Source organism: Flavivirga jejuensis (assembly GCF_030540765.1).
GTDB lineage: Bacteria > Bacteroidota > Bacteroidia > Flavobacteriales > Flavobacteriaceae > Flavivirga > Flavivirga jejuensis.
Genome location: NZ_JAUOEL010000001.1, coordinates 953,214 through 978,765, shown reverse-complemented (window position 1 = coordinate 978,765; position 25,552 = coordinate 953,214). Strand labels below are relative to the sequence as shown.

General features: G+C 32.3%; 26 protein-coding genes. 13 read left to right on the top strand and 13 right to left on the bottom strand.

Going from position 1 to position 25,552, the window contains the following annotated elements:
- The first annotated feature begins 36 nt into the window (after positions 1-36).
- The 4 genes from trpA (at position 37) to Q4Q40_RS04295 (ending at position 4,663) form a co-directional block, all read left to right on the top strand.
- Positions 37-807, top strand: a complete 771-nt coding sequence (gene trpA, locus Q4Q40_RS04310; protein WP_303300484.1) for a tryptophan synthase subunit alpha — start codon at positions 37-39, stop codon at positions 805-807.
- Entirely contained in the window at positions 800-1,249 is a 450-nt protein-coding gene (locus Q4Q40_RS04305; protein WP_303300483.1) for a DUF805 domain-containing protein, read from the top strand. Before trpA ends, Q4Q40_RS04305 begins: the two co-directional genes overlap by 8 nt.
- 3 nt (positions 1,250-1,252) lie before the next feature.
- Positions 1,253-1,705 (top strand): tRNA (cytidine(34)-2'-O)-methyltransferase, encoded by a 453-nt coding sequence (locus Q4Q40_RS04300; protein WP_303300482.1) that lies wholly within the window; start codon positions 1,253-1,255, stop codon positions 1,703-1,705.
- Between the two features lie 303 nt (positions 1,706-2,008).
- The gene (locus Q4Q40_RS04295) at positions 2,009-4,663 is read left to right on the top strand and encodes a chondroitinase-B domain-containing protein (RefSeq protein WP_303300481.1); all 2,655 of its coding nucleotides are present in this window, start codon (positions 2,009-2,011) and stop codon (positions 4,661-4,663) included.
- Between the two features lie 79 nt (positions 4,664-4,742).
- Here Q4Q40_RS04295 and Q4Q40_RS04290 read toward each other — a convergent pair whose 3' ends face one another.
- Genes Q4Q40_RS04290 through Q4Q40_RS04280 form a run of 3 tightly spaced genes read right to left on the bottom strand, consistent with a single transcriptional unit; the run spans position 4,743 to position 6,522 of the window.
- Positions 4,743-4,970, bottom strand: a complete 228-nt coding sequence (locus tag Q4Q40_RS04290) for a VF530 family protein (RefSeq protein ID WP_303276709.1) — start codon at positions 4,968-4,970, stop codon at positions 4,743-4,745.
- Positions 4,971-5,002: 32 nt separating this feature from the next.
- Positions 5,003-5,221 carry a DUF6500 family protein gene (locus tag Q4Q40_RS04285; protein WP_303300480.1) on the bottom strand — a complete coding sequence of 73 codons (219 nt, stop codon included), beginning with the start codon at positions 5,219-5,221 and terminating at the stop codon, positions 5,003-5,005.
- Between the two features lie 5 nt (positions 5,222-5,226).
- Positions 5,227-6,522, bottom strand: a complete 1,296-nt coding sequence (locus tag Q4Q40_RS04280; RefSeq protein ID WP_303300479.1) for a DEAD/DEAH box helicase — start codon at positions 6,520-6,522, stop codon at positions 5,227-5,229.
- A 173-nt stretch (positions 6,523-6,695) separates the two neighbouring features.
- Here Q4Q40_RS04280 and Q4Q40_RS04275 point away from each other — a divergent pair, with 173 nt between their 5' ends.
- The gene (locus tag Q4Q40_RS04275) at positions 6,696-8,549 is read left to right on the top strand and encodes a M1 family metallopeptidase (protein WP_303300478.1); all 1,854 of its coding nucleotides are present in this window, start codon (positions 6,696-6,698) and stop codon (positions 8,547-8,549) included.
- Positions 8,550-8,577: 28 nt separating this feature from the next.
- On the opposite strand, the gene Q4Q40_RS04270 is transcribed toward Q4Q40_RS04275, so the two are convergent.
- From Q4Q40_RS04270 to Q4Q40_RS04255, 4 genes are all read right to left on the bottom strand, one after another.
- Complete coding sequence (locus Q4Q40_RS04270) at positions 8,578-9,258, bottom strand: uracil-DNA glycosylase family protein (RefSeq protein WP_303300477.1); 681 nt, start codon at positions 9,256-9,258, stop codon at positions 8,578-8,580.
- Between the two features lie 151 nt (positions 9,259-9,409).
- A complete protein-coding gene (locus tag Q4Q40_RS04265; protein WP_303300476.1) occupies positions 9,410-10,132 on the bottom strand; it encodes a hypothetical protein in 723 nt (240 codons plus the stop codon).
- A gap of 80 nt (positions 10,133-10,212) precedes the next feature.
- The gene (gene yaaA, locus Q4Q40_RS04260; RefSeq protein WP_303300475.1) at positions 10,213-10,971 is read right to left on the bottom strand and encodes a peroxide stress protein YaaA; all 759 of its coding nucleotides are present in this window, start codon (positions 10,969-10,971) and stop codon (positions 10,213-10,215) included.
- A 25-nt stretch (positions 10,972-10,996) separates the two neighbouring features.
- On the bottom strand, positions 10,997-11,653 hold the full coding sequence (locus Q4Q40_RS04255; RefSeq protein ID WP_303300474.1) for a VOC family protein: 657 nt from the start codon (positions 11,651-11,653) through the stop codon (positions 10,997-10,999).
- Between the two features lie 332 nt (positions 11,654-11,985).
- Here Q4Q40_RS04255 and Q4Q40_RS04250 point away from each other — a divergent pair, with 332 nt between their 5' ends.
- Complete coding sequence (locus Q4Q40_RS04250; RefSeq protein WP_303300473.1) at positions 11,986-13,893, top strand: lipoxygenase family protein; 1,908 nt, start codon at positions 11,986-11,988, stop codon at positions 13,891-13,893.
- 31 nt (positions 13,894-13,924) lie between these two features.
- On the opposite strand, the gene Q4Q40_RS04245 is transcribed toward Q4Q40_RS04250, so the two are convergent.
- Both Q4Q40_RS04245 and Q4Q40_RS04240 read right to left on the bottom strand, forming a co-directional pair.
- Positions 13,925-14,959, bottom strand: coding sequence for an RluA family pseudouridine synthase (locus Q4Q40_RS04245; protein ID WP_303300472.1), 1,035 nt, complete (start codon positions 14,957-14,959; stop codon positions 13,925-13,927).
- Between the two features lie 43 nt (positions 14,960-15,002).
- The gene (locus Q4Q40_RS04240) at positions 15,003-15,557 is read right to left on the bottom strand and encodes a PASTA domain-containing protein (RefSeq protein WP_303300471.1); all 555 of its coding nucleotides are present in this window, start codon (positions 15,555-15,557) and stop codon (positions 15,003-15,005) included.
- Positions 15,558-15,803: 246 nt separating this feature from the next.
- Between Q4Q40_RS04240 and Q4Q40_RS04235 the strand changes: the two genes are divergently transcribed.
- The 3 genes from Q4Q40_RS04235 to Q4Q40_RS04225 all read left to right on the top strand — a co-directional run bounded on the left by Q4Q40_RS04235 (position 15,804) and on the right by Q4Q40_RS04225 (position 17,809).
- Positions 15,804-16,793 carry a D-alanine--D-alanine ligase gene (locus Q4Q40_RS04235; protein WP_303300470.1) on the top strand — a complete coding sequence of 330 codons (990 nt, stop codon included), beginning with the start codon at positions 15,804-15,806 and terminating at the stop codon, positions 16,791-16,793.
- A gap of 84 nt (positions 16,794-16,877) precedes the next feature.
- The gene (gene coaD, locus Q4Q40_RS04230; protein WP_303300469.1) at positions 16,878-17,333 is read left to right on the top strand and encodes a pantetheine-phosphate adenylyltransferase; all 456 of its coding nucleotides are present in this window, start codon (positions 16,878-16,880) and stop codon (positions 17,331-17,333) included.
- A complete protein-coding gene (locus Q4Q40_RS04225; protein WP_303300468.1) occupies positions 17,330-17,809 on the top strand; it encodes a hypothetical protein in 480 nt (159 codons plus the stop codon). Before coaD ends, Q4Q40_RS04225 begins: the two co-directional genes overlap by 4 nt.
- A gap of 568 nt (positions 17,810-18,377) precedes the next feature.
- On the opposite strand, the gene Q4Q40_RS04220 is transcribed toward Q4Q40_RS04225, so the two are convergent.
- Both Q4Q40_RS04220 and Q4Q40_RS04215 read right to left on the bottom strand, forming a co-directional pair.
- Complete coding sequence (locus Q4Q40_RS04220) at positions 18,378-20,000, bottom strand: SulP family inorganic anion transporter (protein ID WP_303300467.1); 1,623 nt, start codon at positions 19,998-20,000, stop codon at positions 18,378-18,380.
- A 109-nt stretch (positions 20,001-20,109) separates the two neighbouring features.
- Positions 20,110-20,475 (bottom strand): hypothetical protein, encoded by a 366-nt coding sequence (locus tag Q4Q40_RS04215; protein ID WP_303300466.1) that lies wholly within the window; start codon positions 20,473-20,475, stop codon positions 20,110-20,112.
- A gap of 158 nt (positions 20,476-20,633) precedes the next feature.
- On the opposite strand from Q4Q40_RS04215, the gene Q4Q40_RS04210 reads away from it, so the two are divergent.
- Complete coding sequence (locus Q4Q40_RS04210) at positions 20,634-22,370, top strand: M14 family metallopeptidase (RefSeq protein WP_303300465.1); 1,737 nt, start codon at positions 20,634-20,636, stop codon at positions 22,368-22,370.
- Positions 22,371-22,542: 172 nt separating this feature from the next.
- On the opposite strand, the gene Q4Q40_RS04205 is transcribed toward Q4Q40_RS04210, so the two are convergent.
- Positions 22,543-23,124 carry an NUDIX hydrolase gene (locus Q4Q40_RS04205; protein ID WP_303300464.1) on the bottom strand — a complete coding sequence of 194 codons (582 nt, stop codon included), beginning with the start codon at positions 23,122-23,124 and terminating at the stop codon, positions 22,543-22,545.
- A 131-nt stretch (positions 23,125-23,255) separates the two neighbouring features.
- On the opposite strand from Q4Q40_RS04205, the gene pyrE reads away from it, so the two are divergent.
- Complete coding sequence (pyrE, locus tag Q4Q40_RS04200; protein WP_303300463.1) at positions 23,256-23,900, top strand: orotate phosphoribosyltransferase; 645 nt, start codon at positions 23,256-23,258, stop codon at positions 23,898-23,900.
- A gap of 25 nt (positions 23,901-23,925) precedes the next feature.
- Positions 23,926-24,321, top strand: a complete 396-nt coding sequence (locus Q4Q40_RS04195; RefSeq protein WP_303300462.1) for an SRPBCC family protein — start codon at positions 23,926-23,928, stop codon at positions 24,319-24,321.
- 25 nt (positions 24,322-24,346) lie between these two features.
- Here Q4Q40_RS04195 and Q4Q40_RS04190 read toward each other — a convergent pair whose 3' ends face one another.
- On the bottom strand, positions 24,347-25,078 hold the full coding sequence (locus Q4Q40_RS04190; protein WP_303300461.1) for a biotin--[acetyl-CoA-carboxylase] ligase: 732 nt from the start codon (positions 25,076-25,078) through the stop codon (positions 24,347-24,349).
- 93 nt (positions 25,079-25,171) lie between these two features.
- Between Q4Q40_RS04190 and rsfS the strand changes: the two genes are divergently transcribed.
- Complete coding sequence (gene rsfS / locus Q4Q40_RS04185) at positions 25,172-25,543, top strand: ribosome silencing factor (RefSeq protein ID WP_303300459.1); 372 nt, start codon at positions 25,172-25,174, stop codon at positions 25,541-25,543.
- Positions 25,544-25,552: the final 9 nt, after the last annotated feature.

Sequence of the window (25,552 nt, the reverse complement as noted above, 5' to 3'; positions counted from 1 at the left end):
CGCCTTCGCAGAAATAAAAAAAACTATTCATTAACAATGAACAGAATAAATAAAAAACTAAAAGAAGATAAGAAGTTACTCTCTATATACTTCACAGCAGGTTACCCAAATATTAACGATACTGTTTCTATCATCCAAGATTTAGAAAAAAATGGTATAGATATGATCGAAATAGGGTTACCATTTAGCGACCCTTTAGCAGATGGTCCAACCATTCAAGCAAGTTCTACACAAGCTTTAAAAAATGGCATGACAAGCGAAGTTCTTTTTAATCAATTAAAAGATATCAGACAATCGGTTCAAATCCCTTTAATCATAATGGGTTATTTTAATCCGATGTTTCAATATGGTGTTGAAGCTTTTTGTAAAAAATGTCAGGAAATTGGTATTGATGGTTTAATAATACCCGATTTGCCTGTAGATGTGTATCATGAAAAATACCAAGCCATTTTTGAAAAATATGGTTTAATAAATGTGTTCTTAATTACACCGCAGACCAGTGATGAACGTATTCGTTATATAGACTCTATTTCTAACGGCTTTATTTATATGGTTAGTAGTGCAAGTACGACTGGTGCTAAAGTTGGTTTTGGAGAAGAGCAAACTAAGTATTTTGAACGTATAGGTAACATGAACCTAAATAATCCACAAATTATTGGATTTGGCATCAGTAATAATCAAACGTTCACACAAGCAACACAATATGCTAAAGGAGCTATTATTGGAAGCGCATTTGTAAAACATGTTACAAATCAAGGCATAAACACTTTAGATAAATTTGTAAATTCTGTATTAAATAATGATTAAAACTAAAGTAGAAAGACATGGTTTTTTAAAATGGTACCTAACTGTTTTAATTGATAACTATGCTAATTTTTCTGGTAGAGCAAGACGACAAGAATATTGGATATTTATTTTGTTCCAATTTGTTATATTTATTTCACTTGGCTTTATGTCGGCTGTAACAGAAGACTTATTTGAAACCCAATTGTTTGGTATCGTTGTAGGCATATATTTGTTAGGAACTCTTATTCCTTGGCTGGCTGTTAACATAAGGAGGTTGCACGATACTGGAAAAAGTGGCGGTTATTTCTTTGTGAATCTAATCCCTTTAATTGGAAGAATTTGGTATCTAATTTTAATGTGTACTGATGGTAACGCTAATTCAAACCAGTACGGACCTAACCCTAAAGTTAACAATGATTTTGATGAAATTGATGAGATCGGAAAGCCTTTATCGAACTACTAAACTATGGCTTTAAACATTGTATTAATAGAACCCGAAATCCCCAACAACACAGGTAATATTGGTCGGTTGACACTAGCATCTGGGTCACATTTACACTTAGTAAAACCTTTTGGTTTTAAGATTGATGATACACGATTAAAACGTGCTGGGTTAGACTATTGGCAACATTTATCTGTTACTTATTATGATAATGTCGATGATTTTTTCATAAAAAATAAAGACAAAAACATGGCTTTTCTCTCCAGTCATGGAACTAAAGATCATTGGGAGATTCCTTTTGAAGATGATCTATTTTTAATTTTCGGAAAAGAATCTGTTGGTCTTCCAAAGTCTATTATTGAAACTCATACCGAAAAAACATATAAAATACCTCTATATAGTGAACATGTTAGAAGTTTGAATATAGCAAATGCAGTAAGCATTGTTGTATATGAAGGCTTAAGACATCTACAATAAACTCTATAACAAAACATAACGTTTAGTTCTTCAACAATAATATAGTATATTTACACCTATAAATTGGTTAACCAATTTATAGATCAGCTTTGGGAGCAATTCTAAATTTATAGGTCTGACACGTAATATATTCTTATTCAGGAACATTATTAAACAAATTAAGGCCTTACACCTAATCTATTAAAATTACGTTTCAACTGTTTTTTTATCGAATAAGTTGGTTTATAAACTATTTTTAATCACCTAAATTGGATAACCAGTTTGGTTTACCAATAAAACTAAATTAATCTTTAAACTAACATTATGAATAAAATTCTCTTTCATTTATTATTATTATTTTCTATTACTGTAATAGGACAAACTACTTATAATATTACTGACCCTGAATCTCTAAAAGATGTGATATATGAACCTGGAGATGTTATTATATTAAAAAATGGTACTTACACGACTGATGAACGTATAATATTTCTTGGTTCTGGTACAGCAGATAATCCAGTAATTTTTAGAGCAGAAACACCTGGAGGTGTTATTTTTACAGGAGGGCCACGATTAACAATTGGTGGCGAAACAGATGATGATACAGAAGACAAAATTGCAACAGGTGAATATTTAGTTGTTGATGGTTTTCATTGGAAAGGTGGTTACGGAGCCAGCAATTTTATTGAGTTTAGAAATGGTGAGAATTATGCACACCATAGTACCATTCAAAATTGTGCCATTGATGGACTAGGAATTGAACCAGATGAATTAACTGATGATTTAGCAAATGAGCAAATTCCTAAGCACAGATGGATTGTATTATATGGAACTTACAATACTGTTATTAATTGTTCTTTCATGAATAAAAAAAGTGCTGGTGCTATTATTCTTGGGGAGTATTCTTATAATGCATTTCCTATTGTCCCAGATGGCGAACCACAAATAAACAATAGTTGCGCTATAGTTGGTCATACCATAGCGAACAATTATTTTTATAATTATGAAAAAATCACAGAATTGTACCCATATACCAAAGCCAACGGTGACCCGTATTCAAATTCTGGAGATAGTGAAACTATTCGTATAGGTACTAGTTCATACCAAATGGTAAACAGTAATGCAACGGTTAGTAATAACTATTTTGTTCAGTCTGATGGAGAAAATGAAATTATAACTAATAAAAGTAAAGGCAATACGTATACCAATAACACTTTTAGAAGATGTAGAGGATCTTTGGTGCTTCGACATGGTTCTTTCGCTACCGTTGATGGAAATTATTTTTTAGGGGAAGATATTGATGGTACAGGAGGTATTAGAATTACAGATAGTGAACACACAATTACTAATAATTATATTCAAGATTGTATCACCGTTGCTAGTAATGCCAAGTGGAATAATGGTATAACATTTATGGGAGGAAGTGAAGATGCTGATGTTTCTTGTAGTAGTGACGATGTTTCAAGTGGATACCAAGAATCTAAAAACATAAATCTTTCCAATAATACCATTATAAATACTAATGCGCCATTATTTTATAATGAGGATAAAGGTTCAGAAGATCCTACTGGCACAGTATCTAATAACTTAATTTATTTTGCTGCAAGTGATCCAAATTTAACAGATGTCATTTCGGGAGATAGCGCAAGTGCATTTGATAATCTTGGTACGGCGTTAACTTATACTGGCAACGTTTATACAGGAACTTCCTTAGGAGCAACAACTACAGGTTTTTCTGTAGAAGCAGGAATTACGGCCACTGCAGATGGTGAAATCTTTACTTTTTCAGGAACTGGTTCTGATGATAAAGGTGCTGTTATGGGTAGTTATGAACCAACAACTGATGCTATGGTTGGTTACGGAATTGGTGCTTGTTTTTTAGATTATGCAGGTGATAATATAATTGGTGGTGATTGTACCATTGAAGTCATTGAGTCTTTAACGATAAGTAGTCTTACACCGCTTTCTCCAGAAGCTGCAAGTTATGACGTTACAGTTAATGCCAATGTAAGTTGGACTGCTGCGTCTAGTGATACCTGGATAACTATTAATATCAACTCAGGAACTGGTAATGAAACAGTTTCTGTTACTGTTACAGAAAATACAGATATTAATGCTAGAGCTGGTACGGTAACTTTTACACAGGATCCAGGAGGAGACGATATTGAAAGAGTCTTAAATGTAACACAAAACGGTGTAAATTTAACAGATTTGTACGATCTTATAAATACAGGGACAGGCTTGCCCACAGATAAGGTAACTGTGCACTCGTTTTCAAAAGAAAATAGTTCAAAAGATGAGTTAGCAATTAAGTCATTAGATAAAGACATGGATACAGAGTGGACAGCGGATGATGGGGCTGTTCTGCCTTCAGATTATAAAGGTGATGGGGAATATGTTATTTACGATTTAGGAAGCACACATCATCTTAATATGATTCAATTTAACACCACTAATAAATCGGATGCTTTTGGTATTCAAATTTGGGTATCTACTACAGGAACCGATCCTTCAGATTTTACAACAAAGATTCTACCAACTTCTGGAGATTTATTATTTACTGCAACTAATACAACAGATTTTAATCAATATTTAGTAGATGTAGATGCACGTTACGTAAAATTAATAGGCTATGGAAGATTTAATAGTGCTGGTGATAACAGAGAAAGTGCTTGGACTGCCATTACCGAAATAGAATTTTATGGTTCTGATAGTTTATCTGCAGATGAAGCAGATTTAAATAACAGTATCGTTCTTTACCCGATGCCTGCTAAAAATATATTATATGTTAAAAACTCAAAAAATATAATTAATGATATGCAAATTTATAGTTTGGATGGTAGATCGATTCTTAAAAAAACAATTAATTCTACTAGCTTAGAAATAGATACATCGTTAATTTCTAACGGAACTTATATTATAAATTTATCAAGTGAAAATCATCAGAATATTTCTAAAATGATTATTGTTTCTCACTAAATATTAGCATATAGATACGTAATTAATTTATCAAGAGAAAAAGAAAGGTTCAAGTAAATACTTAAACCTTTCTTTTCTACTATTTAGCTCTGCTATTTTGCAACATTTTTAAATACATAGCTTCAACCTTTGTTCTTGCCCAAGGTGTTCTACGTAAAAACTTTAAGCTCGATTTTACAGAAGGGTTATCTGTAAAACATCTAATATTTATATTATATCCCATATATTCCCAACCATAATGTGAAACCAAATCATTAATAATTTGTTCTAGCTTTATGCCATGTAATGGATTATTGGGTTGTTTCATTCTCAGTGTCAGGTCGAGCGCAGTTGAGACCTTTATTTTAAATTATTCACTAAACTCTTAATTTTTACAGCTTTTTCAAAATGATCCAGCTTATGTTCCATAATCCACCAAGTGGCTGCTTCCATAAGCAACTCTGGATTATCATTTTTATTGGCAAAAAAAGCATAAAAAGACAAACCAACATTAGTGCCTTTCTCCTTTATTTTTTTATCGCAAACTTCAATAATTTTATCTTTTAGAATTTTCTGCATGCTATCTAATTTCTTCTATCATTATTACGTCTGTCTCTACTTCTTTTTGGGCGTCTGGAATGATTACTTTTTTGTCCACCAGATTTTGATTTTCCAGAACCAGAATGACCTCTAGACCTGTTTCCACCACCACGTTGCTGCTTTTTTTCTGGAACTGTAGAAGCATTAGGATCGGGCTCAAATCCTTCAATAATTTCTACAGGAAGCTTCATATCAATCAGTTTTTCAATACCTCGTAAATATGTCGTTTCATCAGCACTAACTAACGACAAGGCTTCCCCCTTAGCTCCTGCTCTACCTGTTCGACCTATTCTGTGCACATAATCCTCAGAAATATTAGGCAACTCAAAATTTATAACATGTGGTAACAACGGAATGTCCAATCCTCGTGCCGCAATATCGGTTGCTACTAAAACACGAATACTTCCATTTTTAAAACCTGCTAATGCTTTTGTTCTGGCTCCTTGACTTTTATTTCCGTGTATAGCGGCTGCACTAATATTGGCGCTTATCATCTTTTTACAAAGCTTATTTGCGCCATGTTTAGTACGGGTAAAAACAAGCACCTGTTTCCAATTACCATCAGAAATTAATTTAATAATCAAGCTTGTTTTTAACCCTTTGGCAACACGATAAACCTTCTGGCTAATAGCATCAACAGTGGTGTTCTCTGGTGTTGCTTCCACTTGCACAGGATGGTGTAAAATACCATGTGCCAACTTCTTTATATCTTTTGAAAACGTTGCCGAAAACATTAAATTTTGTCTTCTCTCTGGCATTTTTTTTATAACACGTTCAATATCACGTAAAAACCCCATGTCTAACATACGATCCGCTTCATCTAAAACAAAAATTTCAATTCTTTTTAAAGATAACAAACCTTGGTTTTCTAAATCTAATAAGCGTCCTGGAGTAGCCACTAAAATATCAATGCCCTGACGTATAGTAGCCGCCTGTGGTTTTTGGTTTACACCGCCAAAAATCACAGCACTTCGTAAGTTTAAAAACTCACTGTACTCTTTAACATTAGCGTACACTTGCGCTGCTAATTCCCTTGTTGGAGTTAAAATTAAAGCGCGTATCGGTCTGTATTTTTCTTTCGGATTTTCAGAAAGAAAATGCAAAAGTGGTAATGTAAAACCAGCCGTTTTTCCAGTTCCCGTTTGGGCAGATGCTAAAACATCTTTTCCTTCTAAAATGGGTGGAATTGCTTTTTGTTGTATTGGTGATGGTGTAGTGTATCCTTTTTTACTAATCGCTTTTAGTAAGGCTTGAGATAGGCCTAATGAGTTAAATGACATATAAGTTGTTTGAATCCCTTTACTGGGTATGCGAGATGACAATTTATAAACTAAACACCACCTCCTTAATTAAGGCGCAAATGTACAGCTAATTTTCTACACGAACTTTTAATTATTGATTTTAAAGGAAAAACGACTAACTTCGTTCTAAGCTTAAAACACTAAAATTTAATATGAAAAAAATCGCATTACTGCTAGGATATTTAATTATCTCAATATCAAGTTGTTCCAAAAAACAAAATACAACTATGCCTAGTTATATTGAAGAACCTCATTCTTTTTCCCAACCAAACGATGCTGCTATTACACATCTGGATTTAGATATTAATGTAGATTTTGATAATGAAATTATACATGGTAAAGCGTCCTATTTAATTAAAAATAATGAGGCATCACAAATTATTCTCGACGCCAAATTTTTAACTATTGATAAAGTACAAGCAGATGGTAAAGACACGACATTTACTTTAGGGGATTTTAATGAGCAGTTAGGGAATCCTTTAAAAATCGATATCAAACAGAATACCAAACGTATCACTGTTTTTTATAAAACCACTCATAAAACAGAAGCTTTACAATGGTTAAAACCTCAGCAAACAGCAGATAAAAATCAGCCTTTTTTATTCACTCAAGGACAAGCTATTCTAACACGAACCTGGATTCCTATTCAAGACAGTCCGCAAATTAGAATTACTTACAACGCCAAAGTAAAAGTACCATCTCAATTAATGGCAGTAATGAGTGCCGAAAATCCAAAAACAAAAACACCAGATGGTCATTATACCTTTAAAATGGCACAACCTATTTCTCCTTATCTCATTGCGCTTGCTGTTGGAGATATTGAATATAAAGCCATTAGTAATCGAACAGGGATTTATGCCGAAAAATCTATGGTAGAAAAAGCGCATTATGAGTTTTCAGATATGGAAAACATGGTGGCTTCTGCCGAAACTTTATACGGAACCTATGCCTGGGAACAATTCGACGTGATTGTTTTACCTCCAAGTTTCCCTTTTGGTGGCATGGAAAATCCGCGGTTAACCTTTGCGACACCTACTGTAATTGCAGGCGATAAAAGTTTAACATCGCTTATTGCTCACGAATTAGCACACTCCTGGTCTGGGAATTTGGTAACCAATGCTACCTGGGATGATTTTTGGCTCAACGAAGGATTTACAGTATACTTTGAAATGCGTATTATGGAAGCCCTTTACGGTAAAGACAGAGCCAATATGCTAGCACGTATTGGAAGACAAGATTTAGAAGAAGAAATGGAAGGCTTTAAAGATGCTCCAGAAAATACAAAACTAAAACTAAATTTAAAAGGCCGTAACCCCGATGATGGGATGAATAGTATTGCCTATGATAAAGGCTATCTCTTTTTAAGAACTTTAGAAGAAACTGTTGGTCGTGAAAAGTTCGATACCTTCTTAAAAAGCTATTTTCAAAAGCATGCCTTTTCAACAATCAATACCGAAAAATTCGTTACTTTTTTAAATGAAAACTTATTAGAAAAATACAGCATAACATTCAATACAAACGAATGGATTTATACAGCAGGGATCCCAGATAATCAGTCTATAATTTCTTCTGATAAATTCGAAACCGTAGAAAAAACAATTCAACAGTTTGTTATAACGAATACCGTTGATAAAACACTTACTAAAGATTGGACCACTCAAGAATGGGTACACTTTGTTAGAAACTTCCCTAATGATATTAAAACCGAGCATTTAACGATGATTGATAATGCTTTCAATTTAACCAATTCAAACAATTCATACATTGCTATGGTTTGGTATGAGCAAGCTATTAATCATGATTATCACGGGAATAATATTGATGCTAAAATTGAAGATTTCTTAATGACAGTTGGCAGACGTTGGTATGTTTCTACCATTTACAAAGCTTTTAAAAGGAATGAAAAAACGGATGCCGCATTAGCCATTTATAGTAAAGCAAGGTCAAATTATCATTCGGTAACAGCTAATACTATTGATGATATGTTGGATTTCAAACAGAACTAACGCTATTTCAAGTTAAAACTAAGCCCCTTTAGAAAAACTCACGATACTGCATCACCCTAAAATCAAACGTATTGAATTTAGGGTTTTTAGCTTTTAATTGTTTGTATAAAGGGATTCTGCTTATTGAAATATTAGCAGCACCAGATCCTGAAGTTAAAGATACTGTCTTGATAGTTCGTTTCGGTTCAATAGATTCTGGTGTTTCGTTCGGGATCACAAACTGATGAATCCGAGGAACTTCGTTTGAAACCAATTCTAGTTTTATATTATAATCTCTTATATGTTTTCTAAAAAAGTATTCTGGTCCGTTTTTACTATTTCCACCAGTAAACAATAAGGTATCTATAGTTGGATACTGTTTTAAATAGCCAATAACATCTCGAAGCTTTATGTTTTGCATACCTAAATCGGAGGCGTCCACTTTTTCACGTTCTGCACTTTCAACTATATCACAAACACCAATCTTGTTTTTAATTAAAAACTGCTTACGTTGTTCTATGGCTTCTTGCGAATTGTCGTAACGTAAATTTAAATTGTGAATTTTATCAATAAATAACCATAATGAGTTGTAATAACTCCCGTAACAAAAATCAACGTCCTTTTCTAAAAGTTCTCCCGTTGTAAACCGCGGTGGTGGTAACGTCCCGACTATTAACTTTTTAGTGTCGTTTTGTATGAATGGTTTGTATGGATGTGTGTGTTTAAACATATTCATTCCCACGAAGGTAGGAATCTTTTCAATTTTAATTCCATTAGGTTAATTTTCCATAGATGAAACTTCTGTTGGAGAGTTTATCGCAAATACATTTGTCCGCTTATTTAAATGTTAGCAATGAAAGAATATGATACATGCAAAAACATTAAAACCCAGCCAAAAGTTTTTCTACTTCCAATATAGTTACTCTATAAATCCTTTTATTCGGTTTCGTCATGTGCTGAGATTCTGTAAATACATCCTCCAACACTTCTTTAGCTTCGTCTTTTTTATCACGGCTTAATAAAAACTTGGCATATATTAAACGCTCATCGTAAAAAGAATAGCGAATATCTATTTGTTTTAAATTGTCTTCGGCTTCTTCTAACTTACCAACTCTTTCCAATGCTAATCCGTATAAAAATTGTGTTCTTGATTTTTTAAATTCTGAATACTCTTTTATTCTTTCAACATACATAATAACGCTTTCACAGTCTTCAATATTAAAATATGCTTCTATTAATTGTTTAGTAACATAAAAGTCACTTTGCGAACTATCGCCTAAAGCTTCTAAATAATGAGGAATGGCATTGTTATAATCTTTTATTTCTAAATACGCATCCGCTAAATTCACCCTATTTTGATACGATTCTGAAAATTGAAGTTGCTTTTCTAGATCTTTTATCTTTTTAGTTGGATTTATGATGTTTGTGATCTCGTTTGTAATTTTCTCAGCATCACGCTTATTATAAACCTGAGTAATTAAATAAATAAGACAGCCTAAAAGAGGAATAAAGAATATTAAAAATGCCCAATAATAAGAGTTTTTATTTTTATAAAGATGATATAAGCAAAATACTTGCAGTGCGATAATTAAGTAAAAATACATTTATAATTGATACGTTATTTAAACAATAATGAAACAGGTTCTTACGTCGCACTTTCATGCTCCACAGGATAACTTTAAAATTATCTGATAAAAACTAATTCGGTTTCTGTAGACATGGGTTCACTAAAATTATACCCTTCGTAATTAAAACCTTTAATGGCGTCAATAGTTTCTGCATTGGTATCAATAATATAACGAGTCATAAAACCACGAGCCTGTTTAGCAAATGTCATAATCATTTTATATTGACCATTTTTAAAATCTTTAAAATGCGCCGTAATCACAGGGACTTTTAGTGCTTTAGTATCTATCGCTTTAAAATACTCGTTACTGGCAAGATTTAAAAACAATTCACCATCTTCTAATTCTTCATTTAAAGCATTGGTTATTGTTTTTTTCCAAAACTCATAAAGGTTCTTATTTTTCCCTACAGGAAATTTCGTTCCCATTTCCAAACGGTATGGCTGTATTAAATCGGTTGGTTTTAATAGCCCATATAAACCAGAAATAATACGAACCGTATTTTGTAAAGTATCAATTTTTTCCTCTGGAATATTGTAAGCATCCAAACCCCTATACACATCACCACTAAACGCATAAATTGCTGGTCGGGCGTTATCTGGAGTAAAAGGCAATTGCCAATCTTGATTACGTTGATGATTTAACTGCCCCAAAGCATCAGAAATGCTCATAAGTTTCGATAAACTTTTAGCAGATTTACTTTTAAGCAATTTATTTAAACGTTTCGATTGGGGTAAAAACTGTGCTTCGGTATTTACAGTTGTTGGCAATGGACTTTCAAAATTAAGGGATTTTGCCGGTGATAGGACTAATTTCATTAAAACTTTTTTTTAGATAACTAAATTACAATAATTCTTTTATTTCTCCATTCTCAAAACTAAAGTTATAATCACCTTTAATAATAAAATTTGAAGTAAAAGCCTCCTCTTGGGTTGGATGCCATTTTTTTATAGTTTTATTTATTAAAATAAATAGTCCTTCATCATTTCCCAAAGCACAAAAACGTGTAAAATCACCATCAAAAACAGGAATACTTTTCATGTTGTTTATTGAATTATAAACCATTTCAATATTAGTGGTAGCTATCGCCATTTCACTTATGGATAAAATACCTTTCGAAGAAAAAGAAGCCCTACTGTTAATATTCAAATTCTTTCTTGCTATAAATTCTACAATATTTTTATCGGCATCATAAAAATAAATGGCTTTAGCATTCCAACTTGTAAAATCAGAGATAAGATCGTCACCATCAGGTAATATTTTCACGCGTTTTTGCAACCACAGCAAAGCATCTTCTTCTTGATTTGATGGGATATTAAGTGCAAAATGAGACGCATTAACCGCTTTTTTATCATACTGAAAAGACAATAGACTTGTTCCTGTTTTAAATGAGATTTTTTCCTCGGAATCTAAAACCAATTCAAATTCTAAAACGTTTTGATAAAACTGCTTTTGTTTTTGAATGTTTGTTGTAAAAAGGATTATCTCTTTAATCTTCATAGGTCAAATATAAGCTAGGAGATCTTATCATTTTTATGATTTAAAATGATAAAATTTATATACAAATAAGATGTTTTTATGGGTTTGCTTCAAGGACTAATGTTAAAAGATAAAAACTTACCTATTTATCTTAAACCTGTTTCAACGAGAAAGAATCTAAACTTCTGGGCACTCTTTTTTATTTTGTAAGAAAAATTAACTAACTTCGTTTAGAAACAAATTTAATTCATTAAAAAACAATCACATATATAAGTTAACAATAATTATTTCCCTCTTTTATCATAAATAGAAACAACAATATAAAGAGATTCTTTAATCGTTAAATAAAACCTATGAATTTAAAAATTATCTTACTATTAGTTGGTCTAGCGCTTCTAATAATTGCAATCTTTTATTTTCTGAAACGTCGGAAAGATTATGGTTCACACATTCCTAAGCTTCCTTTGCGCCTTCTGGGGTTTGTAAATATTCCTGCGGTACCATTTCAACTTAAAGAAATTCCTAAAACGCTCTTAAGATTAGGTTTAAGGGCGAATGCTACCACACAAGCTAAATGGGGACTGAATAATTTTTATCAAATTGATGAAAACGACGAAAATGGATATTCGTATCTATATGGTAGAGGTAAAAACGTTGAAGTTGCTGCCGAAGATGCACGCCAATCACTTAAAAGCGATCTAGAAAAATCGGTTGTTTCAGTAGAATTAACTTCCTCTAAATTAAAAAGCAGATTAAGTACTAACAAACACCTTAAAGCAAGTAATAACGAAGATCCTATTACCTTACTTTCTCTTACACATCCTGAACAATTTACAATGTCTTGGACAACCTTTAATGGAGTATATGATAACGCTCAGAAATTCCTTCCAGAAATGATTGGAACGATGACGGATGTAGATATTGCGAATAAAGCTTTTTGGCCAACGATTGCAAAACATGGTTTTGCCTATAACTTACTAATTCTAAAAAAAGTAGAAGGCGCTACCCTGGTAAGCGATTACAAAAAGGCTTTTGGAAGTGCATGGACATCAGATATCGAAAAGCTACAGCAAGATGGATTATTATACGCCATCGATTTACGTATGTATTCCTCTTTACCTGTTAGTGAAGTAAAAGGTAGCCCTAGATACACTCCTGCGACTTTAACTTTATTAGCCCAAAATACTGATAAATCTTTGCAACCTATTGCTGTATTATTAGTGCATCCAAATGAAAATGATACAACAATCTATTCTTTTGGAGTTTGTACAAATGGAAGTTGGTTGTATGCATTAATCGCAGCCAAAACATCTATTACTTTATATGGAATTTGGATGGGACACGTATATCATTGGCATATAGTATCTGCAGCTCTATTAATGACATTAAACAATAATGTAGAAGAAACGCATCCCCTTCGAGTATTTATGGCTCCACATAGCGAATTTATCATTCCTTTTAATGATACACTGTTATTACTTTGGAAAAATATAGCGCCGCCTACTTCTGTAAGCAGTGCCGAACAGTTTTTAAAAATGACGGATGATTTTGCTAAAGGACGAACTTTTTTACAAGATGACCCTGGCACTACGCTTAAAAATAACGGAATTAAAATGAGTGATTTTTCAGATAAAACAGATTGGGATCAATTTCCTATTGCAGGTGAATTACTCTCCGTTTTTAATGCAGTTGGGAAATATGTTACCGTTTTTGTGCAACAAACCTGGGCAACCGATGCAGATGTAGTTGAAGACAAACAACTGCAAGCTTGGATTGCTTCATCCTCAAACCCTGAAGATGGAAATGTAGCAGGAATACCAACCCCAGATAGTCGTGAAAATTTAATTACCATATTAAATAGTTTACTTTTTAGACTCACAGCTCATGGTGCTTCTCGTTTAAACACTACTGCCAATCCTGTACTTTCTTTTGTACCGAATTTGCCACCTTGTTTGCAACGAACTCAAATTCCTTTACCTACAGATGAGTTGTCTACTACAGACTTACTAACCTATTTACCAAAAACAGGGACTATTGGAGAAATGATAACTTTCTTATTCACTTTTGTATTCTCTTCACCATATATTCCTTATCTCCCTATTTCAGGTAATGAAACAGAATTAATTTGGGGAAATGATCCAAAAGAACCTCGTAATGCTGCTCTTATTGATTTACGGATCTTCATGCAAAAATTTATTGAATCGTTTGAAGCTCCACATTCAGCACAATTATATCAATGGCCAAGGAATATAGAAACCTAAGATTATAAGGTTTAAGTGTACTTATAAAAGGCTACTCCATTTGATGCTTAGAATAAGTTTTCCATTTATCAATACACTGTTGCATATCGTCTGGAATTGGCGTATCAAATCGCATAAACTCTTCCGTTTTAGGGTGTTTAAACCCCAATGTTTTGGCATGTAATGCTTGCCGTGGTAATACTTTAAAACAATTATCTACAAACTGTTTATATTTAGTAAAGGTAGTTCCTTTTAAAATCTTTTCGCCACCATAACGTTCATCATTAAAAAGCGTATGCCCAATGTGCTTCATATGCACACGTATTTGATGCGTACGCCCTGTTTCAAGTTTACAAGACACCAAAGTAACATAGCCCAAACGTTCTAAAACCTTATAATGTGTTACGGCTGGTTTTCCTTTATCGGCTTCATCATCAAAAAACACCGTGTTTTGTAATCGGTTTTTGGGATGGCGACCAATATTCCCTTCAATCGTACCTTCCTCTTCCTCTATATGTCCCCAAACAATAGCAACATACTCACGCTCACTGGTTTTTTTAGCAAATTGTAACGACAAATGTGCCATGGCTTTTTCAGTTTTAGCAACCACTAAAAGTCCGCTGGTATCTTTATCTATTCTGTGTACCAATCCTGGGCGATCACTAGAGTTATTTGGTAAATTATCAAACCGATGTATTAAAGCATTTATAAGTGTTCCCGAATAATTACCATGACCTGGATGCACCACCATACCTGCAGGTTTGTTTACCACCAACAGTTCATCATCCTCATAAATCACATCGATAGGAATATCTTCTCCTACTAATAAATTCTCATGTGGCGGATGGGTAAATAGCACGCGAATACTATCTAAAGGTTTTACTTTATAACTGGATTTTACAGCGTCATCATTAACAAAAATACTGCCATTTTTTGCTGCTGCTTGAATTTTGTTTCTGGTAGCATTTTCAACAAAATTCATTAAATATTTATCTATACGCAAAGGTGTTTGCCCCTTATCAACAGTAAAAGCGTAATGCTCATAAAGGCTATCCTCTTCGGGTAATTGTGGTGTATAATCGTCCATTTGTTGTAAAATCAGATATTAATTAAGTAATAACTATCTAATTTTAAGGTCTTTTACCATTACCTAAAACTAAATCTATTTTTGAGGTTTTGGCCAGCTTATCTCCTTTTTTAATAGTTTTCCCTTTATAACGCATCTTAAGCACAAGATCCTTACCAATATTATTTTCGTAAGTTATTTTACCTACTTGAAACCCTAAAGCCTCTAACATGGGCTTTGCTTCCCTAAAGGTACGTTCTTTTAAATTTGGGACTTGAATTTTTATATACCCCGATGGGTTAAGCGTTAAATATATTTTTCTATGCTCCTTAACTTTTGTTCCTGCTGGTGGATCTTGTTCTATAACAGAAAACTTAGGGTAATTTGGATCAAAATTCGCTGAATCTTGAATTTGCATAACCAAATTATTCTCTTTCAATTCAATATCTGCAACACTTATAGATTTACCTGTTAAATTGGGAACAGTTTCAAAATCACCATGATTTGTAGAAACCTTCAACCATTTAAGCATAAAAAAGCACAAAATAAATATAGCCACTAGTGCTAATAAAACTTGTTTTAAAAATGTTTTGCTGGTAAGAAACTTAAATAGGTTCATTTATAGATTTATAGATTTTTCAATAAGGCAAATATATAAAAACAGAACTGTTTTTTCTTTTGCAATATATATGATATTTTAGCCTATACCAATTTAAGTGACAAATGTCCTTTTAAAAATAAGAAAACGAGCCTTATTTTGTACTTAAAATGGCATCAATATATAATAAGTACGTTTTATTATTGGTTTTTAGACTAACACAAATTATTATTAAAAAAATTTCTGTCTTCACGGATATAAAGAAATATGCATACAAAAAAAAATATAGCCATAATTATGGGAGGTTTTTCGAGTGAATACGAAATCTCTTTAAAAAGCGGAAATGTTGTTTATGAAACATTAGACACTTCAAAATATAACGGATACCGCATTCACATATTTAAAGACAAATGGGTTTATGTAGATGCTAATAATGCTGAATTCCCAGTTAATAAAAGTGATTTTTCTGTTCGGGTGGCTAATCGTGTTATTACTTTCGATTGTGTATTTAATGCTATTCATGGTTCTCCTGGCGAAGATGGACTTATGCAAGGTTATTTTGAATTACTTAACATCCCACATACAAGTTGTGGCATGTATCAAGCTGCTTTAACAGATAACAAACGTAACTGTTTAAGTGTTTTAAAACCTTATGGCATTAAAGCAGCTGAATCTTTTTATTTAAATCTGGGTGATGCCATTAATGAAACAGACATCATTAATAAAGTTGGCTTACCTTGTTTTGTTAAAGCCAATAGAGCAGGAAGTAGTTTTGGAATAACTAAAGTGTACAAAAAAGAAGACTTGCAAAATGCTATTGATGTTGCTTTTAAAGAAGATGATGAAATTATTATTGAGGCATTTTTAGATGGCACCGAAGTTTCTGTTGGAGTTATTACTTATAAAGGCGAGACCAAAGTATTACCAATCACCGAAATTATTAGCGAAAATGATTTTTTTGATTACGAAGCTAAATATTTAGGGAAATCTCAGGAAATAACGCCTGCTCGATTAAGTAAAGAACAAGAAGACAAAGTAAATATTCTTGCAAAAAAGGTATATGAAGTTTTAAAAATGAAAGGCTTCTCACGTACCGAATTTATTTTTAAAGAAGGCGAACCTTATTTATTAGAAATGAATACAGTACCTGGATTAACTAAGGAAAGTATTTTGCCACAACAAGCAGCTGCTGCAGATATTTCATTAGAAGATTTATTTGATAATGCTATTAAAGAAGCCTTAAAACAAACAACTTAACTAAAAAAAAACTGTTATTTATTATCTGGTAAACTTAAAAAGAATAAATTTATACAAATTAAATTAAACTTGTAACTTTAAAACATGAGACGAGCCATATTCCCAGGGTCTTTTGACCCTCTCACATTGGGGCATTATGACATTATAAAACGTGGTGTTACTCTTTTTGATGAAGTAATTGTGGCTATAGGTGTAAATGCCGATAAAAAATATATGTTCTCATTAGAAGAACGTAAACAGTTTATTGAAGAGGCTTTTACAGATGAACCAAGGATAAAAGTAGTTATTTATAAAGGATTAACCGTAGATTTTTGTAAAGAGATTGATGTAGAATTTATCTTACGAGGTCTCCGTAATCCAGCAGATTTTGAATTTGAAAAAGCTATTGCCCACACTAACCGCGATTTAGCTCCTATAGAAACTGTTTTTCTATTAACATCTGCGAAAACATCATACATAGCATCTTCTATTGTGAGAGATGTAATAAGAAACAATGGAGATTACACAAAATTAGTACCTAAAAGCGTAAGACATAAATGAAACTACTAACCAAAACATTTTTACTTTTTACAATTACTTTTAATAGTTACGGTCAAAAAGCCTTGAGCAGTGAACGTAAAGAAGCTATCTCACTCGAGATTCAACAAATGTTTGACAATTATCATAGCGATATTACAACAAAAGGTATAATAAGTGAGTTCAAGTATTTAGATGACTCATCAGACTTTTTTTGGGTACCGCCAGGTTACGAGAAAACATTAGATTACGATACCATAAAAAGTATCCTAACAACAAATTCTAAAGTCCTTAACTTTATTGAGTTTTCTTGGGAAAGCATTAAAATATTTCCCATAACAAACAAAATAGCCAACTATTCGGGTGTTGTAAAATGTGTACAGGTAGACACTAGTAATAATCCTTTAACGTTTAAACTGATTGAATCTGGAACATTAATTAAACGCAAAGATGGTTGGAAATTCTTAAGTGGACAATCAAGAAACTTAGCTTCAAAATAGTCCATTATAGACTAGGAGTCCATAGGTTCTCTTTGGCAGACAGAAAGCCAGCTTCGTAAAACAATAAACATGATAAAACTGAATTTCTGTGAATTCGTGAAATTCGTATCATTTTTTTTAGAAGTTGAAAGCGAAATACACTAAGAAACTATTTAAGTTTTTTTTGGAATTAGTTTAGGGGATTACGTTCTCAATCAAGGCAAAACAAATGTGAATAGCATCGCTATTTAAAGAAATTTTGATGTAGAATGAGGGTTTAAGACGACAAAACAAACTAAAGGACAAAATTCAATCAGACCTAAAGACATTATTTTTAATTAAATATAGAAACCAGTAAAACAAAAAACTGTAAATAGTAGCAAATTGCAGGTATTCTATACTAATAAGTAAACAATTACATCTAACAGCATATACGCCTTCAATCCCCATACTTTTCAAGCCATTTTAACGACAACAAAATCCATAATGTATCCATTGCGGCTTTAAATGCTCTTAAGATGATTAATTGTAATGATGAAAAATAAACCCTTTTCAACTTCAAACTTCCAACTTCAAACTTCAAACAAGATCAAAGCTTATATTCTGAAAGCGCTTTGGTAAACGCCTCAGGGTTTTCGGCTAAATGGTAACGAGGATCATCAATAGCCTCTACAATAACTTCTCTAAACTTCGGATTCGATTTGTATAATAAAATCTTACAATCTTCACTTAAATGTTTCAGTTTTATAGTCTTTCCTTCAGCTTCGTATTTATTAACTAAATTAAAAATAGCTTCTAAAGCAGAATGATCGCTAATACGTGATTCAACAAAATCGACCTCTACATGTTCTGGATCATTTTTTATATCAAACTTTTCATTAAAAGCTATTATAGATCCAAAAAACAAAGGTCCCCAAATTTCGTATACTTTGGTGCCATCTTCGCGCATACGCTTTCTAGCCCTAATACGTTTTGCATTTTCCCAAGAGAATACTAAAGCACTTATAATAACACCCGCAATTACAGCAATAGCTAAGTCAAAAATAACCGTTAATGCAGATACTGCTATTAAAACGATAACATCTGTAACTGGAATTTTATTTAAAATTCTAAAGCTACTCCAGGCAAATGTTCCTATAACAACCATAAACATAACACCTACCAAAGCAGCAATTGGTACTTGCTCAATAAGCCCAGATGCGAATAAAATAAAAATCAATAACGTTAGTGCTGCAACAACCCCAGATAATCTACCACGTCCGCCTCCTTTTATATTAATAAGCGATTGCCCGATCATAGCACAACCTCCCATACCTCCAAACAATCCAGTAACAATATTAGCACCACCTTGTGCCATGCATTCCTTATTAGTATTCCCTCTAGTATCTGTTAATTCATCAACAAGGTTTAATGTCATTAAAGACTCAATTAAACCAATCGCCGCTAGTATTAAAGCGTAAGGACCAATAAATCTTAAAGTTTGCCAATTAAATGGTACTTTACTAAATATATCTGTTTGAAATTTTGGCAGGTCTCCTTTTAAACCTTGGGACTCCCCACCACTTCCGTCTATAATAAAAGACTTAACCGTTGCCACATCAAAATCACCAAAAATAGCAATAGCAGAAACCACTAAAATAGCAATTAAAGCTTCTGGTAATTTTTTAGTTAATTTTGGTAAGCCAAACATAATCCCCATAGTCAATGCTACAAGCCCTAACATAGTCCACATTTGAGATCCGCTAAACCAATCGCCATTAACATCCTTGAACATTCCTAATTGGGAAATAAAAATCACAATAGCCAATCCATTTACAAACCCCATCATAACAGGGTGTGGAATCAATCTTACAAATTTTCCAAGCTTTAAAATACCAGCAAGCATTTGTATCATTCCCATTAAAATAACCGTAGCGAATAAATAATAAAGACCAAGATCTTCTCCTTCTGCTCCAAAAGCATTTCCTTCTGCAACTAAGCTCACCATTACAACAGCTAAAGCACCAGTAGCACCACTAATCATGCCTGGGCGACCTCCAAAAATAGCCGTAATTAAACCAATCATAAAAGCAGCGTATAACCCTACTAAAGGATCTACACCTGCAACAAAAGCAAAAGCAACAGCTTCAGGCACTAACGCTAACGCTACCGTTATTCCACTTAAAATATCGTTTTTGGCATTCGCTGTACGCTTTCTAATAAATTCTGTCATGACTCATTTTTTTGAAGATGCAAATTTACATTTAAAATCTTGAGAAGCAACAAGTAATCTTTATTTTGATAAGTAACCACATGAAAACCACTGATAAAAACACTAAAAATCAAACACTTAAACCTCGTAACCACATTAAAGCATTTTCCTTTACTCGAAACATTTTAATATTATTATTTCCATTAATATTTATCAATGTTTCGGTAGACATTAATGCTCCTCTAGTACCAATAATAACAGCTATAGCTTTAATTTCTTTTAAATGAGTAATCTTTATTTGAGCCTGAAAAGTATAACTATAGGAATGTTTATTGTTTATTAATAGTAAGATTGGAGCATCTAAATTACTTAACAAAAAATCATGAAGCTCAGCAACCATCACTTCATCCATTTCAACACCATCATTTGCGATCATTTCAGCTAAATCATTTCTTATTATAAGAATAGTACCAAATGACAGTTTAAAACTTTTCATATAAGTCTTTTTTTTGAGAGATCAATAAATTTACAAATAACTTCAAAAAACACTACCCCTTGTAATTATAAATGATATTACTTACAAGTTAATTATTTTTTTTTAATTTTAATCGTTTTAAAACACCTTTACTTAATAACTCCAAATTTATTGAACCTATGAGGTTAGTTCTTATCTCCTTGATTTTATGCGTTTCTTGTACTAATTCAAATAAAAAACCAGACTATAATTTTGAAACACATTTCGAAAACTCGAAAGGATTAGAGACAGCAACCTATCAACAAACCATCCAATTTTATACAGCATTAGCCGAAATTTATTCAGAAATCTCTATACAAGCTATTGGAGAAACAGATTCTGGCGAACCTTTGCATATAGTAACGCTTAACCCAAATAGAATATTCGATTTTTCTGAAATTCGAAAAAACGATAAAAGAATCTTACTAATAAATAATGGCATCCACCCAGGAGAAAGTGATGGAATTGATGCTACTATGATGCTTTTTAGAGATATAGTTCAAGGTAAAATTAAGGCTCCAAAAGAAACCATATTAGTAACCATTCCTATTTATAATGTTGGTGGTAGTTTAAACAGAAATTCCAGCACACGTACAAACCAAAACGGACCAAAAGACTATGGTTTTAGAGGGAATGCAAGAAACTACGATTTAAATCGCGACTTTATTAAATGTGATACTAAAAACGCTAGAACCTTTGCTCAAATTTTTCATTTAGTAAAACCAGATGTTTTTATAGATAATCACGTAAGCAACGGTGCAGATTACCAATATACACTCACCCATTTATTCACGCAACACAATAAATTAGGTGGAAATTTAGGCAACTATCTTCATAACGATATGATGCCAAAACTAGAACAAAAACTAGCCTCAAAAAATTGGGACATCACCCCTTACGTAAACGTTTTTAATGAAGTTCCTGAAAAAGGTTTCTCGCAATTTATGGATTCTCCCAGGTACTCAACTGGATACACAACCTTATTTAATACACTTGGTATGATGGTAGAAACTCACATGTTAAAACCATACAAACAACGTGTTGAAGGGACTTATGAACTTATGAAAAGCATGATTGAAGTCACAGAAGAAACAGGTTCTAAAATTTCTGAATTACGAAAAAGTACTTTTACAGAATTACAGGAGAGTAAAACCTATAAAATTAGTTGGGAAATCGATACAACAAAAGCCACTATTTTAAATTTCAAAGGTTTTGAAGGCGATTTAATTACAAGTAACATCTCTGGAGCCAAACGTTTAAAATACGACAGAAACAAACCGTTTACCAAAGCAGTTCGTTATCAAAACTATTTTAAACCTAGTATCGAAGTTAAAATTCCTAAGGCATATATCATTCCTCAAAGCTGGCATCATGTGATCGATCTTTTAAAACTGAATCAAGTTGAACTATCTCAACTAAAAAAAGATTCAATAATAAAAGTAGAATCGTATAAAATTAGTAGTTATGATACTCGAAAAGCACCTTATGAAGGCCATTATCAACATTATAACACCAAACTTATTAAAACTGAAAAAGAAATCAACTTTACAAAAGGCACTTATATTGTTTATACAAAGCAAGAAGCTCTTAGATATTTACTGGAAACTTTAGAGCCAGAAGCACCAGATTCCTTTTTTAACTGGAACTTCTTTGATACCGTTTTACAGCAAAAAGAAGGATTCTCCCCTTATGTTTGGGAAGACAAAGCCTTAGAATTATTAAATAATAATCCCAAACTAAAAGAAGCATTTGAACATCGCAAAAAAGACCTAACCGAATTTAATAATAATTGGTACACACAATTAGATTGGATACACAAGCAAAGTGAGTTTTATGAAGAAGCCCATATGCAATATCCTGTTTATAGAATAAACTAAACCATTACAAACTGGAAGTCTGTAGGTACGCTTTAACAAACTAAAAGTCTGCTCTGTATACCAAATAAACGATAGTAAAATTGGATTCGCGTGAATTTGTTTCAAAAATTTTTAGAAAGTGAAATACTCTAAAACATATCGTTTTAAATGTATTTTGAAGCCTGTAAAAATATTAAACCAACAACTTAATATTAGCATAAGAGTTCCCAAGAGCAGCTTTAGCTTGATCTTGGTTTAACCATGCAACTTTAGTTATCCCTTCTTCTTCTTGGGCATACAAATTACCTTTAAAGTTTGTTCTCATTTCAAACCAATACGTAATCTTTATTTTGTGTCGTCCGCTGCGCTTAAAAATATGATAAGTGGTCTCTAAGGGTTTTATAATCTCTAGTCCACCTACCCCAGTTTCTTCAGACACTTCGCGAATGGCTGTTTTTTCAATGGTCTCATTACCCTCTACCTTTCCTTTAGGCAAATCCCATTTATCATTTCTGTAAATAAACAAAATAGCATCGTCCTCATTATACACTTTACCCCCACCTGCTATAACATTAGGTAGTTTTTTTAAGAATTTCTTCAGAAGTTTATTTTCATTCTTATGGATAAGCCTAGCTTCTTTTAAAGAAGTCGTATTAAGTTTTTTTATAACCTTCCCTATATTTACAGTATCAAGCAAATAGTTTTTAAAGTCGGTTTCTTGTTCAACTTTAGTTGTTAAAATAATAGGTTTATCTCCAACAAAAATTTTATACATACTTTGCAATTAACATTACAACATGGTAAAAATATCATTTTTAGTAACAATCTACCCATTGTTGAAAAAAATATTTTTTATTCACAAAGTAACAGTTAGTTAAAACTAAATTTATATGTAATTTTGTCCACATGATTTTTAACAAAGACACTGCCAAGAAAACTGCCGAGGTTTTATTACAAGTTAATGCTATAAAACTTAGCCCAAAAGAACCCTTTACTTGGGCATCTGGATGGAGTTCACCTATTTATTGTGACAATCGTATTGTATTATCGTTTCCATTAATTCGTAATTATATTTGCGAAACAATGGCTAAACAAATTGAAAAGCAATATGGAAAACCCGATGTTATTGCTGGTGTTGCAACTGGTGCTATTGGTATAGGGATGTTGGTTGCAAACTATATGGGATTACCTTTTATTTATGTAAGACCAGATGCCAAAGGACATGGTAGAAAAAACCAAATAGAAGGTTTTATTGAAAGCGGACAAAATGTTGTTGTTGTTGAAGATTTAATTAGCACAGGAAAGAGCAGTTTAAATGCCGTAAAAGCTTTAAAAGAGGCGAATATAAATGTAAAAGGCATGATCGCTATTTTTACTTATGGATTTGAGGTAGCTACTGAAAACTTTAACAAAGAAGCTATTAATCTTCAAACTCTAAGCAATTATGAAAGTTTACTAGAACAGGCTTTAGACACCGATTATATTTCCGAAAAAGAATTACAAACCTTATCTGAATGGAATAGCGACCCTGCAAAATGGAACGCTAATTGATATATCCATTACTAAAATAAAAATCATGAATTTAGAATCTCCAAAAATAAACGTTAGCAAATCACCACAAGAGGTATTTGATTTTTTATCTGATGTTAAAAACTTCGAATCTTTAATGCCTGAAAACATTAGTAAGTTTGAAGTTTTAGATAATGATAAATTCTTATTTGCTTTAAAAGGGATGCCAGAAATTATTCTTAAAAAGAAAGAAGCTATAGCTCCAAATAAAATAATTTTAGGAGCAGCTGGCGGAAAATTGGATTTTTCACTTATTGGAAATATTACCGAAGTTAATGAGAATTCGAGCGAAGTACAATTAGAATTTACTGGCGATTTTAATCCTATGATGGCAATGATGATAAAAGGGCCTATTGGTAAATTTATTGAAACACTTGCTACTAGTATTCCAAATGCTATTTAGTACCTAATAGTAAACAGACACTATATTAGTATAAAAGCGTAATTGTTTTTAAATCGAACTCTTTTATAATATCATCTTCTAACAGAACCTGAAGGTTTCCAGACTCGGAAACTCCTTTTATAAAACCAGAAAATACAAGACCTTCTTCATCTTTAAATGTTGAAGGTTTATTTTTTCTAAACAAGTAAGCTTCATAGTCATTTTTTAAAACATCAAACTGTCCTTTTTCCAAAAGAAGAAAATAATATTCTAAGTTTTTTAGGATTACATGAACAACTTCATCTAAGTCAAAAACTTTTCCAGATATAATTTTTAACGACGATGCTTTGGGTAAATTTTCAAATTTTGTTTGATTTACATTTAAACCAATACCAATAATGGAAGCATTAATCTTATTCTGTTTTATGACATTTTCTATCAAGATACCACAAATCTTCTTATCTCCTGACAAAATGTCGTTTGGCCATTTTACACTTAATCGAGAAATTGAAAAAAACTGAAGGGTCTTTAACAAAGCCAAAGAGGTAACAATACTAATACAAAAAGGGGATTCCAAATAAATATCAGACAGGTCTTTAAATACACTAAACGTAAGGTTCTTAGATGTTTGTGAATCCCAAACTGTTCCCATTTGTCCACGCCCATGTGTCTGTTTTTTCGCAATAACAGTCGTGTAATCTTCTACTATTTCTACCGTACTAAGCTTACGTAAGTAGCTATTTGTGGAATCGATGGCATTAAGTTTGATTATAAGCATATTGAAGTTATTGTGACACTGAAAAATCTTATATTTATTTTAAAGTATAAAGAACTAAAAAAATAATAACTTTGCATAAATTAAATAAAATTAATGGCGAAAGAAAATATAAACACAGACCAGCTAATATCTGTAATAATTAATGGCATTGAAGACGTTAAAGGAAAAGAAATAAATATTCTAGATTTAAGAGAGATTGAAAATACGGTTTGTGATTACTTTATAATTTGTGAAGGAACTTCAAATACACAAGTAAACGCCATAGTTAATTCAATACAAAAAAAAGTAAGTAAAGAACTTAAAGATAATCCTTGGCATACCGAAGGAGCAGATAATGCTGAATGGGTATTAATAGATTATGTAAATGTTGTAGTACATATATTTCAAAAACACATAAGGGAATATTACGATATAGAAAGTCTTTGGGGCGATGCAAAAACAACAGTTATAGAAACTAGTTACTAAAAAAATCAG